The organism is Bradyrhizobium sp. USDA 4472, assembly GCF_054058595.1.
The window spans coordinates 1,308,174-1,321,134 of the sequence record NZ_JBSSAM010000001.1; the positions used below are offsets into that span (position 1 = coordinate 1,308,174).

At 57.3% G+C, this 12,961-nt stretch carries 9 protein-coding genes; 4 read left to right on the top strand and 5 right to left on the bottom strand.

The window, feature by feature from the left end; translation table 11 throughout:
• Window positions 1-817: 817 nt before the first annotated feature.
• On the bottom strand, window positions 818-1,948 hold the full coding sequence (locus ACVWZ4_RS05855) for a pyridoxal phosphate-dependent aminotransferase (protein WP_456790061.1): 1,131 nt from the start codon (window positions 1,946-1,948) through the stop codon (window positions 818-820).
• Window positions 1,949-2,759: 811 nt separating this feature from the next.
• Between ACVWZ4_RS05855 and ACVWZ4_RS05860 the strand changes: the two genes are divergently transcribed.
• Genes ACVWZ4_RS05860 through ACVWZ4_RS05870 form a run of 3 tightly spaced genes read left to right on the top strand, consistent with a single transcriptional unit; the run spans window position 2,760 to window position 5,919 of the window.
• On the top strand, window positions 2,760-4,337 hold the full coding sequence (locus tag ACVWZ4_RS05860) for a hypothetical protein (protein ID WP_456701546.1): 1,578 nt from the start codon (window positions 2,760-2,762) through the stop codon (window positions 4,335-4,337).
• Window positions 4,334-5,020: an HAD family hydrolase gene (locus ACVWZ4_RS05865; RefSeq protein ID WP_456701545.1), complete on the top strand. Its 687-nt coding sequence runs from the start codon at window positions 4,334-4,336 to the stop codon at window positions 5,018-5,020. The genes ACVWZ4_RS05860 and ACVWZ4_RS05865 overlap by 4 nt, the downstream gene beginning before the upstream one ends.
• Window positions 5,017-5,919: an NAD(P)-dependent oxidoreductase gene (locus tag ACVWZ4_RS05870; RefSeq protein ID WP_456737448.1), complete on the top strand. Its 903-nt coding sequence runs from the start codon at window positions 5,017-5,019 to the stop codon at window positions 5,917-5,919. The genes ACVWZ4_RS05865 and ACVWZ4_RS05870 overlap by 4 nt, the downstream gene beginning before the upstream one ends.
• A gap of 363 nt (window positions 5,920-6,282) precedes the next feature.
• On the opposite strand, the gene ACVWZ4_RS05875 is transcribed toward ACVWZ4_RS05870, so the two are convergent.
• The 4 genes from ACVWZ4_RS05875 to ACVWZ4_RS05890 all read right to left on the bottom strand — a co-directional run bounded on the left by ACVWZ4_RS05875 (window position 6,283) and on the right by ACVWZ4_RS05890 (window position 11,350).
• Window positions 6,283-7,185 (bottom strand): hypothetical protein, encoded by a 903-nt coding sequence (locus tag ACVWZ4_RS05875; protein WP_456701543.1) that lies wholly within the window; start codon window positions 7,183-7,185, stop codon window positions 6,283-6,285.
• A gap of 482 nt (window positions 7,186-7,667) precedes the next feature.
• Window positions 7,668-8,597 carry a dihydrodipicolinate synthase family protein gene (locus tag ACVWZ4_RS05880; protein WP_456701542.1) on the bottom strand — a complete coding sequence of 310 codons (930 nt, stop codon included), beginning with the start codon at window positions 8,595-8,597 and terminating at the stop codon, window positions 7,668-7,670.
• Between the two features lie 141 nt (window positions 8,598-8,738).
• Entirely contained in the window at window positions 8,739-10,037 is a 1,299-nt protein-coding gene (locus tag ACVWZ4_RS05885; RefSeq protein WP_456701541.1) for a hypothetical protein, read from the bottom strand.
• A 110-nt stretch (window positions 10,038-10,147) separates the two neighbouring features.
• On the bottom strand, window positions 10,148-11,350 hold the full coding sequence (locus tag ACVWZ4_RS05890; RefSeq protein ID WP_456701540.1) for a CaiB/BaiF CoA transferase family protein: 1,203 nt from the start codon (window positions 11,348-11,350) through the stop codon (window positions 10,148-10,150).
• A gap of 279 nt (window positions 11,351-11,629) precedes the next feature.
• Between ACVWZ4_RS05890 and ACVWZ4_RS05895 the strand changes: the two genes are divergently transcribed.
• Entirely contained in the window at window positions 11,630-12,694 is a 1,065-nt protein-coding gene (locus ACVWZ4_RS05895; protein WP_456738339.1) for a LacI family DNA-binding transcriptional regulator, read from the top strand.
• Window positions 12,695-12,961 lie beyond the last annotated feature (267 nt).

Sequence of the window (12,961 nt, forward strand, 5' to 3'; positions counted from 1 at the left end):
GCGCACGACCTGCGGCGCCTTGTGCCTTCGACGTCGGGCGAACGAGTGCAGCGAAACTCACAAGCAGATAAACGATATCGTCGCCGCGCAATGCACGGAATGGCTCATCGCCAAACGAACGCGCTTCGCAATTCAGTTAGCGCCTAGGCAATCGCGCTAGGACGAGATTGCATAAATCGTAGCGAACTGCGCGTATCATTGGCAACTGTGCCGAGATGCCCGGGAGTGTCGGGAACACCGATGCGCTCGTCTGCACCGATTTGGCGCTGAAGGCACGTTGAGAAAAACACAGATGCTCGTTTTGGAGTGGTGCTCGCTCAACCTCGCGAACAGCCGCCGATCGTTGCATCGCCGCCCGTGTTGCGTGAAGACACCGGACACGGATGCCCCGAACGGCTAAAGGGTAGGCAGCACATGATCCGGGATCATGGCGGCTCAACATATCCGCCTAACCACCGTTTATCTCAGCTCCGCCAGTCGAGCCGATTTGACCGTCACCATCATCAGATGGAACGCATCTCCGCCGTCCTTCCTTGGGCTCCGCTTGCCGCTGGAATAGGGCGAGTTGGCACAGCCCCGACCTCTCATCCTTTCGATCCGCATACTGACTCGTCGACCGGTCCTTCTATTTCTAAGATCAGGAGACATGGCCCGAAGCAACTAGGAATCGCAGTCCCTTCATGTCACACCTTAACCGATGCTCGCCGTTCACGGACACAGGAGCTGCTTACAGTGCACAGTGAAAGTAGTTAAGAGCTGAAGCGGAGATATTCATACCAATGCCTTCATCTGAGCCTCGACCAGCGATTATCTGAGCCTAAAGGCTATTTAGCGCCTGGACGATGCGCTTCAGTCCGATCGCCAATGTCCCTGGTGGGGCGCCGAATGAGACTCGCAGGCCGCTGACGTCGCCAAACGCTTCTCCCGCGGCGCAAGCCACATTAGTTTTCTTCAGAAGCCATCTTGCAAAATCATCCGTCACTCCAACTTGCCCCTCGTCCCTCAAGGCAGATGCAAGCCTGTTTAGATCAAGATAGAAGAAGAATGCGCCGTCGGCGCGAGATAGGGTTACATCGCGTAGATTAGAAAGAATATTAAGACCTGAGTCGCGAGCGCTGAAAAGCCGTTCGTATGTCTCCCGCTCAACCTGACCGCCGGCGCGAAAGCGGCTTAGCGTGGCGCGCTGCACCTCTTGGCTTGGTGTCATCGCTGAATAGCCCCGAAGCTTGCTTGCGGTGGAAACGATGGACCGGGGAGCCGCGAAATAACCCAAGCGAGCGCCAGATATTGCCAGTGCCTGTGAACATGGATTGACGATGATCGTTCGTGATCTCAAGGCGGGGTGCACCACGACGATCGACTCATGGCGCTGCAAGCCTGTGAATACTAATCTTGAGTAGCGCTCGTCCGAAATAATCCATATCCGGAACTCGATAGCAAGCTCGGCTAACTCCTGCAATGTTGTTCGATTGTAAACTGCACCCGTTGGATTGTTGGGTGAATTGATCATCATCGCTTTCGTGCGTGATGTGACGGCAGCTCGGATCGAACTGACATCTGGGGTATATCGTGGTCGCTGAGCATCGACGAACACCGGTATCGCGCCAGCGCCGTGAACGAGCGCTGGTACCGACGGCTGCCAGGGCCGGATAATGATAACTTCGTCGCCTCGCTCCAGAACAGCCAACACTGCATAAAGCAGCGCTTCATCTGAACCAGCGGTGATTGCGATCTCTTCCGGACACCAATCAAAACCTGTCTCGGCCGCCATCCTCTCCGCAATAGCTTTGCGGAGCGGCAGGTGGCCAGCGGGATCCACGACGCCGCTCGCCTCAGATTCGCCTGTATACACCGTCCTGTCGAGCACTGATGAGGATGTATGGAAGACCTCCTCATTCGCGAGATCGATGAACTGATGTTCGCCGCAAAATGCAGAGCTCGACGCCACGTCTTGGGCGCCGGGCGCCTGCCCGGTAACACAGAACATTGTCCGGAGGGGCGGCAAAGTGACCCTCATAAGGCAGTCGACCTCGAACGGCGAGCTGACGCTCGCGATCGCCGTTGTGGCTCAACATCAAGTCGGACTGATCCTTGGCTCAACAATGGCAACACAGAAACTTGTTCTGGACTGCTTGCAAATAGGGGCACCTGCCGTTGTCCTCCCTGCGAATCGTTCTGCCGATAGCGCCTCTATGCCTGTGTCATTCCGAGCCAAAGGATTTCGCAAGCGTGAGGATAAGGCAGCGCGCGCCGGGCAAAGACCATTGAAGGTGACATATTGCAGCTTCTGACCAAACTGTCCGATGGTGCATCGTCCGGGTCCGCGCGAGCGACCACTGTGCGTCATGGCTAATCCAGATCAATTGCCAGTGTTAGTAGTTGATAAGGCGAGCATCAAAGCCACTCTTTGGCCTGCACAGAGCCCTTCTTCTTGGTGGTCATCCTTCTCCGCTTTAATGGCTAGACGCAAAATGAAAGACATGAGTGAAAGATCAGAAAGCTCTCGCCTATTTAAGCCCGCATCTGTTCGTCCGCTGTGGCGCTTTTCGCACATGGTCGTAGCATCCCGAACATTGCGTGGGTGCTTAAGCGGCACACAATGCCCACTCGATCGCTAGAATGGCTTGTCTTCCAACTCGCCTCGCTCCGGAAATGCCAGCCAGCACATGCAAAAGGCTGGTACGACGCTTGCTTAAGGATGAAGCGAAGAGCCATCGAGATACCCCGCCAGAGCTAATCCTTAACAAGTGAGTGACTATATGTCCGGTGTCGCCGGTGCGTTTCTCTGCGTTTCAAGTGAACCATCGCCGCGTGTCGTTGATCAACTGAACAAAATGATTCCCACCCTTGCACTCCGTGGGCAAGCTGGTGTCGTAGTGTCTGCCGTTATGCAAGGGCGCGGACTCCGGCATGGTAGGGCGTTTCAATCAAACGATAGTTCGGTACGCATTGACTGCATCGACCAGGACCCGGGCTTTCAGCCTCATGTTGCAATTGCGCAGATCCGTAGCGGATCCTGTGGAACTGGAGATGGCGGCGGCGTCCAGTCAATTCCTAGCCGCCACTTCGCCATTTCGCTGGACGGCGCCTTGGTGAACGCTCATGAACTCAGGAGCGAATTACTCGCTCGAGGCCGGCTGCTAGATACGAGCACTGACGCCGAGCTCTTGCTGAGGTGGATTGAACACGCTTGCGAACGAGAATATTGGCGTCACGGCCGGCCCGTAAACTACGAAGCTATCTTTCGCGATCTTGATGACCGTATCGATGGTGCCCTTAGTGCGCTTTTGCTAGATAAGGACGGAGATCTTGTTGCATACCGCAGTCGAAGCGGTTTGCGACCATTGGAGACTATGCGAGCACGTAATGGCTTGTTGCTCTTTGCTTCTGAAAATTGTGCCTTCGCAGGCTTGGAAGGTGAAACCAGCGAGCTCTTGCCTGGGAGCATACAGCGCGTGGATGCTAAGACCGGCGCCAGCGTTGACCATGCCCTGAACTGCCGAGGATATAGGGCCAAGCTCTGCGCCTACGAAGCCCTCTATTTGGGAAGCCCGAACACGTCGGTCGACGGCCATTCACATCGCCAAACCCGTTACAACATCGGACTCTCTTTGGGGAGAATTGTTGCGGAGCGAGTTAAAACAGATCTCTTGATGCCGCCAATCGTGTCCTCCATGCCAAATACAGGGGGGCCATACGCCGATGGTCTGTTTGACTCTCTCGCCGAACAGGGCGTGGTTACCGACCGTATTGACGTAGTGGCGACGCAATTTTTTGAGCGAACGCTGCTCGGCAGAACCAACGCCCGGCAATCTCGCATCGCCCGGAAGTATCGAGTGTCCGAACCCGCCGTTGCTGAGCGGACCGTAATAATTGTCGACGAGGCGCTCATTCGAGGTGATACCAGCAAAGCCGTCACGACGATGCTTCTTGCCGCTGGAGCCAAAGCTGTACATTGGGCGATTGGTTCTCCTCCTATAGTTGCGCCAAACTACTACGGCATGGGTATTGATACGCTAGACGAGCTCGCATTCTGGCAGGCATTGAAGCGGCTGCCGTCCGAACTGCTCGCCCAATGCCTCCGCTTCCACAGGATGGAGCCGCCAGCGCTCAGAATCGTTGAGAGCAATATTGCGACGGGGATCCAAGCAGCATCGATAACCTATCTGCCCTTCCGCGCCCTTGTATCGGTATTGGCCAACAGGCTAGAGGGCATCGATCTGTCACCCTTCACGTTCGACATGCCGACCCCCGCTGGGCGGCAGCTCGCGCGTAGTCACTTGGAAGCGTTGCTGGCCACCCTTCCTATCAATACCCGTTCGAGGTCAAGATCATGAAACCCGTTCTCGTGTTTGACTGGAACGGAACACTGCTCGATGACACCTATGCGCTGCTCGAAACGACCAATGTCATTTTGGACCGCTTTGGTCGCCCGAGCATCGATATAAAGACCTTTCGAGATCGTTGTGATGTTCCCCTCTCTCGTCTCTATCATAGCCTTGGAATGCCGCAGGAGGAGGTTGAGGCAGTGGAGCATGACGAAGGCGCACTGTTTCACGACACATACGAGCCTCTTGCGGCCAAAGCCGATTTACGTGAGGGGGCGCGCAGAGTACTGGAGTTGGCGCAACGAGAATCAGCACTGCTCATCATTCTTAGCAACCACATAGTTGCGCCTCTGAAATCCCAGCTGAGAAGGCTTGGGGTGGATAACTACATCACCGATGTGCTCGCATTCGAAAGTCGCGCCACGCAGTACAAATCGATGAGCAAAGGAGAGCGACTTCGGCTTTATATGGACAACCACAACCTGAAGCCATCGTCCACCTTCATCATCGGCGACATGCCGGTCGAGACCAATATTGCACGAGACCTCGGGCTGACGAGCATATCTATTACCGGGGGATTTGTTTCGACCTCCCGCCTGCAAGCCGCCCATCCAGATTACACGATCAACAACCACCACGAGCTCGTGCCCATCCTGCAAAGGCATGGCTTTTTTCAGGATGTTGAATCATGAGCAAGGGATCATCAGTGAACGCGCCCTCCACAACGATCAAGCAGTGCATAGGTCTCGTCGGAGCAGGGCGCATGGGAACGGGTATAGGCATCAGCCTGCTGCGTCAGCAAAGCGAGCTCCACATCAAAGTCAACAAGAACCGGCTCGGTGCTGATCGCCTGACAGGTGCCGGAGCCCGAGAGCACAAGTCGCTCGCTGAGTTGGCGCAGCACGTAAGTGTGGTGGTGTTGTCCTTACCCTCCAGCCGCGAGGTTGAGACGGTGTGTCTCGGTCACGATGGGCTGTTTGCGCACATGAGCCGAGGAGGTTTGATAATTGATTGCACGACCTCTTATCCTGCCTCTACCATTGCATTGGCCAAAAAGGCGCAAAGACGAGGTCTAAGCTTTATTGACGCTCCAGTGACACGAAGCCCCGAGCAAGCTGAGCTCGGCCTTCTCAATGCGATGGTTGGATCAGATGCAACACTCTTTCCCGTCGCCGAACGCATTCTGGCCGCGTTTTGCGAGACCGTCCTGCATGCTGGCGATGTCGGACAAGGCCACAAGCTGAAGCTCGTTTACAACAGCATGACTATGGGCATAGCTGCGGTTGCCGCTGAGGTTTGCCAATTGGCAGATCGTCTTCAGATTGATCTTGTAACGCTGCGTTCCCTGGTCAGTCGGGGTTCTACTAACAGTGGAATATTTCAAGCCTTCGCTGCCTTTTTGTTGGGAGAGAGACCAGATGCACTGGCAATCTCGATTGGGAATGCTGCAAAGGATATCGAGTGTGCGGTGCGCCTAGCGCGCGAAAGCGCGGTGTGCGTGCCGGTTCTGGATGCTGCCGCGGTGGAATTCAGCGTCTCGGTTATCGCAGGAAAGGGTGAACTGACCCTACCACATTTGGCTCGATCATGAACGCTTATTATGACTTCAAGCGGACCATCTTTCAAGCATGCCCTCTCCTTCTCCCTGCTGGGCTTCGCAGCCAATGAAATCAAGTTGGTTTTTCATCACAGCCTGGAGAAAACTCCCGCCCGAGACCGTTGGACAAAAATCAGCAAGGCTGATTTCTGCATTCCGATGGATCCATATTCTCATCATAATAGCAGACGATCCGTGTGCCGTTGTTGCAGGGTCCTATCCATGCAACGTCCCCCGGCGCAGCGTGTTGTTGAGCGAAGTGTATGCCACTGGTCAAAGACTTGGGCTTCGCAACCTTCGGATGCCCCATCTTTTTTGAAGCGCTCAAGACCCTGGGGACCTTTTTCATCTTCTATCTCAGCTCCCTGATTTTACCGCTGCCGTGAATCCTGAATTCAGCTTCGCGATATCATGAGCCTGCGGAACTTTGCTCGGTGCGCCCAGCGATATGATTATGTCGCCGGTCGTTGTTCTGCCTGCTGCGATCAGATTAGCGGCCGTGTTTGCGGATACGTTTACGAGGGTCCAACTCGGGGTGATGTTACCGTTCGCCATCGCGACGAAATTTGCTTCGTGCGTCAGAACGTCGGGCGCAGTGGTCCCGACCTCAGAGGGTACATTGGCTGAAATTAAGAACGGCAGCGTCGCGCCATCGAGCCAGTCCTGGACCTTTAGATCGGCGTCGAGAAAAATGCCGCCTTTTTCAATGCAAGGTCGGGGCTCGACAAGGTCATGCGTTTGATTGTTGAGGAAGTCGGCAGCTACGTCGTAAGTGTAGTCGATGTTTTCCGTGCGCGTAGCGTCGGCTTGCAGGAGTCCTCCCAGTCCTAGAGCTGTCGATTGAGGCGTTGAGATACTCGTTCTGTTGCTAAAATTCGTTGTTGCACTGGGGAGCAGCTGCTTGAAGCTGAGCCCCGGATTTAGGCTGCCCTTTTCCTCGGCGATGAGCTTGATCGTGATCTTGGCTTTGGCCTTATCGAGCCAAGTCAGTCGTCGCGTGTGACATCGCAGAGCGTTCTTGAGATCGTTGTTGTGAGCCGCGATCACGGCATCGCGCAGTTCGCATTTCGCGTGATTCAAGATCCGGTTGATCAAGAACGCCGTAGCGTGCGGCTCGTTTGGTGCAACGATATCCGGGAGATAGGTCCCGCATCCCCCGACCATGAAGCAACAAGCTGCTGAAACGAGCGCTGCCACTTTTCGATCTAAAATGATCATCGGCTTGCCTAAATAAAAAGTCGCAAATAAACTTTCGTCCACGATATAGCATCTCGACCAGCAAGTCAGTTGCGAAAATATTGCAATGCAACTTAAATCGGAAATCACGAAAGGGGCTCGGCTAAAACTACGCCGCGCCGTGGCATCGATGAGAAGGTCCGCCGGTTTTAGTTCTGGCCTACGGCTTCCGTCCGCGCTTGCGCGATCCCTTCACGGCGCGTTTTACCTGTCTCACCAGTACGCCTCTGTTGTCCTCAATCTCGTGCTCCCAGAACCTCAGGACGGTCCAACCCTGGATCGGTCGATGTCGAACGCTTTCGCCAAGCCCAGCCCTCCTTAGGAGCCCATGATCGCACGATCGAAATCGTTTGGGCGCCAAAAGATTTCGTCAATTGGCTATCCGCTCGCCGTTTTGAGGATGCCGAGGGATCTGAACGCCCTTCTGTCCATTCCCCAGCGATGAACATCCAAATTTCCGGGTACACAGCTTCCGCCGCTTTTTCCCGCCGCGTGATGCCCGCACCTTAATGTCCCCAGCGAAGAGCCAGGGGGTTGACCTCATTCGCAAGCTCGATCAAGCCAGCTCTCGTCGCGGGATGGATCTGTTCGAGCGGATGCCGTACGGCTTCGCATTTGATCACGCCACCTTCAGCCATCACGCTCTTGGCAGCGCGCAGGCCACACTGGCGATTTTCGAAATTGATGAGCGGCAGCACCTTTGCATACGCCAGAGCGGCCTGCTGCCTGTCGCCCGCTCTGTGATGAGCGAGCACGGGGCCCAGCAGGTCCGGCAACAACGCGCTTGACATTGTTCCGCTCGCACCGGCGTCGAGGTCTGCCATCATGCTGATGGCTTCCTCCCCGTCGAAAGGACCAACTATGATCTCACCTCCGAGCTCGATCAGACTGCGCAGCTTGGCAGCCGCAAACGGCACCTCGATCTTGAAATATCTGGCGAGCGGCACCTCGCAAGCGAGCCGAACGAGAAACGGGACCGTCAATGTAACGCCGGACAGCGGAGCGTCCTGGACCATGATCGGAATCCCGGCTGTGTCCGCGACCCGGCCGAAATGCTCGATCATGGCGCCTTCGTCCGCTTTGAGGCTTGCACCATGATACGGCGGCATCAGCATGAGGAGACTTGCGCCACGTTCGGCCGCATAGCGGGCCCGTTGCACCGCAATCTGCGTGCTGAAATGGCTGCAGGTCACCATGACCGGCTTGCGGCCCGCAACATGCGAAAGACAGAGCTCGACCAGAATGTCACGTTCCTGATCAGAGAGCAGGAACTGCTCGGAGTAATTGGCCAGAATGCAGATCCCGTCCACGCCTTGATCAATCATGCAATCGAGAACGCGCCGCTGCCCTTCGAGATCGAGATCTCCCGAGTCCGTAAACGGCGTCGGAGCAACCGGGAACAAGCCGCGATAAATGGGAGTTTTCGCATTTCTCATGTAGAGGATTCCGGACAGGAGGCAGTCAATTGCTCTCGAACTCGGTCAGCCCATCGCAAACCTCCAAGGACTGGAGATTGACTGCCGTGGCGTCACGAACAAGTTTGGTTTGAGGTCTTGGTCGGAGCGTTTCGGCACCCCCTAGACCCAGCCAGGCGGCACCAGGTCCGTCAAAATGGCAAGACATTCAAACAGGAAGTAGCTTCCGAAGATCAGTTCAACGTTCTGGGCCGCATCGATATCGCGCACGATTGCCTTTCGGGTGAAGCAACCGCCGGTGAGCATTCCAGGCGGTCGCCGGTCATCGGGACCAGTCGGCGTCAGGTATTTTGAGATCAGCTGAGTAACTGTGCGCTCGGCAAATAATCTATATTTGGCGCCCCGCTCAGGACCAAGTGCGGATGCGAGGCGCAGCGCTGCGGCAGCAGCGATAGCAGTGGCCGCAGTATCCCTGCTAGTGTTGGGGATCGCCGGATCGTCGAAATCCCAGAAGGCAACGAGATCCGCAGGGACGTGGTCGATCCACCAGTTAAGAAGGCGCACGGCGTAGTCGCGCCATAGCTCCTCGTCCGGGCGGACCATGGCGGCGTGAGCGGTGTAGAGCATCGCCCATCCCTGCGCCCGGCCCCAGGTGCTGATATCGCTATATCCTTTGTGCGTGTGCGTCCTGAGTACCTCCCCGGTGTGGGGATAGAGGGTGGACGACTGGATAACTGAATTGTCCCGCCGCACATGGATGTCCAGAACACGCCGCAGATGTGCATTGGCAACCTCCTCCATCCCGGCATCGGAAAGCTCGTCCGCGGCCCAATAGAGCAGGCCTGTCGCCTGGAGCGAGTCGATGCTGCTCTCGGAGGCTCCGACTGCGTTCGCCTCCTCGGCATCGCTGCCCAACGGTATCAGTCCGAGATGTGGATCGAACATATCACGAAGCGACCTCGCCGCTGTCAGAGCAGCGTCGCGTGCGTTTTCGTCTTTGCACAAGATGCTGCCGAGGGCGCCAGCATGATAGAAGCCGAAGCCTTTGAAGGCCGTAAGCCGCTCGGCACGCGGCAACATTCGACTTAGCGCAGCACGGGCGTCTTCGATTGGGAACTGCCGGGGATCAGCGAGATGCGCGAGCCAGAGCTCGCCGACAAATGCCCCGCCCGTCCAATCACCATCGGGCGTGAAGGTCCATTTTCCGTCTGCGGCACTCGCCCAGTGTGGCAAGCCCGAGCGTGCAATGTCCCGAGTCTCAGCAATGCGCTTGAGCATGCGCCCGCGCGCGAGCAGATATTGGTTGTCCGACATGGCTTCCGGTCCATCATAAAACTCGCCGCGCGGCCTTTGGCCTGGCGACAACTCAAAGCTCTTTACCAACAGATCCTGGGCTAGCGCGAATGGTGAGTGTTCACGCGACTTCCAAGCGTGCTTGGTTGCATCGCCGCCGAGCAGCAAACCTCGTCAGCAGCACCGCGAGGGACCGACGCCGCGCGCAACGTTTAGGCCTCTCACTATGCCCCCCCCCGTTGGAAAGCTTGCTACTTCCAAGAAATCTCTTTGTTCGTTTAGTGATGCGAGTCCGCAGCGCCGATGGCGCCTGTATCGTAAAGATCCTTCAATTTCGTGTCGTCATAGCCGAGCTCTTTCAGAATCTCTTCGGTTTGCGCTCCGAGCTTTTGCGGCGGCAAACGCACGTCCGGCTGCTCGCCGTCGTAGCGCACGGGATGGCCGACAAGGGTAATGGGAGCGCCGGTCGCGCCGGTGACGACCTGAAAATGTCCGTTGTGCGCGATCTGCGGATCCGCAACCACGTCGGCATAATCGTTCACCGCAGCGTGCCAAATTCCATGGGCTTCGAACAAGCCGATGCATTCGCTCGTTGTGCGTTCGGCGACATTGGCCGCGATCATGGCGGAGGCCTCATCCCGCCGGCGATACGCATCCTCGTCAGGAATCCGCCGGTCGGCGGGAAGGCCAAGCGCGTCTGAGAGCGCCTCGAGGGATCCCAAAGAAATCGCAATGTGCCCATCGTGCGTCGCATAGATGCCGTAAGGCGCGCCATAATACCAGCCCGCGACCGGGCCCGGCTGACGGACGTCGTCAGGCCTTTGGCCGTTCAAGTAGCAGGTAAATGATTCCATCTGGAGATCGAGCGCAGCCGACAGCAAACTAACATCGACCCGGCAGCCCTGCCCTGTGCGCGCTTTCCTCACCAGCGCAGCCAGGATGCCCGCCGCAAACAAGGCGGCGCCGTGATGATCAATGGCGGAAACGCCGACGGCGCGAGGCCCTTGCTCGCGACTTCCGGTAATCATCGCAAGTCCTGACAGCGCCTGGATCAGCAGATCCTGGCCCGGGCGGTTGACGTAGGGCCCGTCAGGACCGTAGCCGGACGCAGCGGCATAGATGATCTGCGGATTGATCTTCTTTGCATCCTCGTAGCCGAGACCAAGCTTGTCGAGCACACCCGGGCGGAAGTTCTCTGCGATCACATCCGATTTCGCGATCAGTTGTCTGGCGATGACCACGGCTTCGGGTTTTTTCAGATCGAGCGCGAGGCTGCGCTTGTTGCGGTTTCCCGTGAGAAGCAACATCGACTGGCCATCAACCTGCTTGTCGGCCCCGCCCCATTTCCTCTGAAAGGCCCCTCCGGGCGGTTCTACGGCGATCACGTCCGCGCCGAGGTCGGCGAGAAACTGCACGCCGACCGGACCCATCAGAAAGTGATTGAGGCTGAGGACACGAACGCCCTTCAAGAGATCGACCATCACATCCTAGCCTTCGGTTTTTCGCTGAAACGAGCGCTTTGGTCTTCGATTTCTGAAATCGATTTCAGAGTTAAGCGATGCGAGAAGCGGAGTCAAGTGAATCACCCAACTTTCAAATGAGCCTGGCCTCGTCCCGCTTGATCTGCGCCTGAGTGGGTCAGAAATAGCGCGCACGGCCCGCATCCAGGGCTTGAGAAAGTGGCGCTGGTGATGGTTTAACCCTTGTGAGAGGAAACTCTCTCCGGCTCCTGGTGACCAACGCAAATGGACAAGAAACACGTGATCGCGCCGAAAAGCCGCCAGCAGCCGCGGGTGAAGATCGAGGACGTCGCCCGGAAGGCGGATGTGTCGCCGGCGACCGTATCGCGAGTGCTCAATCACCCCGATATCGTACGGCCGGAGCTTCGTGACCGGGTCATGCGGCATATCAATGATCTCGCCTATACGCGCGATAGCGCAGCGCGAGCATTGAAATCGGGACGCATGCGGACCATCGGCATCATCGTTCCGACGCTGGCACTCGGTATCTTTGCAGAAGGCGTCGAAGCGCTCCAGAACCGCCTTAGCGAGAGCGGCTACACATTGTTCATTGCGAATTCGCAATATGACCACCGGCGGGAATTTCAGGAACTGCGCAGCCTCATTGAACGTGGCATCGATGGAATCGTGCTGGTCGGAGCTTCCCACGGACGGGAGCTGAGGAGCCTGATCGAACAGTCAGGCGTACCCGTCATCACCACCTATGTTGCCAAGGCCGGCGGCATGCCCGCGATCGGAATCGACAACGAAAGCGCCACCCGCGAGATGACGCAGTATCTGCTCAGGCTTGGACACGCCCGCTTCGGCGCGATCGCCAACGTCGCTGCCGTGTCGAACGACAGATCCCGCGCCAGGCTCGAGGGAATTCAGCGCGCGCTCTCCGACGCCGGCCTCCCGCTCAAGCCAACCCAGATCGTCAAGGCCGATTATTCGCTTGCCCAGGGCCGTAGTGCCCTTCGTCAACTCCTCACCGATCACCCGGACACGACAGCAGTTATCTGCACCACCGACACGCTTGCCATCGGAGCAATGGCAGAGGCTCGCAAGATGGGTCTGGCCGTACCGGCTACGCTATCCATCACAGGATTTGACGATGTGGAGCTGGCGGCGCAAATGGACCCGCCGCTCACAACGGTCAGTGTTCCCGCAGCAGAAATCGGCCGGGGAGCCGCCGATTATCTCATCAATGCCATCGCCGGAAGTCCTGTCCCGAAAAGTGTCGTACTGCCGTACCGGCTGGTCATGCGCTCATCGAGCGCGCCGCCGCGGTCTGGCGCCCGTCGCGGGCGCAGTCGAGATCATTGAGCAGGCAACGTCCCTGAAATCATTTCAGAACCGCGGCCTATCCTTCGCGGCCCCAGGCAGCCGGTGGGCATTTCATTGAACAATCGCCCGTAAGCAGAGCCTGCCGAGCAGGCAGTGCGCCGAGCGACCGTCAATAGCGCCGAAGGCGTCTCAATGCTCGCGTTCAACGTGAACGGAGTGAACGGGCGCGTGGTGGTGGCTCGCACCCAGTTCGTGCAGTCTATGGTGCAGGCGATGATGCGCAAGTTCAAGGGCGGCTCGCAGCCG

Excerpts from the sequence above, each read along its gene's own strand:
- ACVWZ4_RS05880 (WP_456701542.1), bottom strand. The coding sequence starts at position 8,597 with ATGAGAAATGCGAAAACTCCCATTTATCGCGGCTTGTTCCCGGTTGCT.
- ACVWZ4_RS05870 (WP_456737448.1), top strand. The coding sequence starts at position 5,017 with ATGAGCAAGGGATCATCAGTGAACGCGCCCTCCACAACGATCAAGCAG.
- ACVWZ4_RS05865 (WP_456701545.1), top strand. The coding sequence starts at position 4,334 with ATGAAACCCGTTCTCGTGTTTGACTGGAACGGAACACTGCTCGATGAC.
- ACVWZ4_RS05890 (WP_456701540.1), bottom strand. The coding sequence starts at position 11,350 with ATGGTCGATCTCTTGAAGGGCGTTCGTGTCCTCAGCCTCAATCACTTT.
- ACVWZ4_RS05860 (WP_456701546.1), top strand. The coding sequence starts at position 2,760 with ATGTCCGGTGTCGCCGGTGCGTTTCTCTGCGTTTCAAGTGAACCATCG.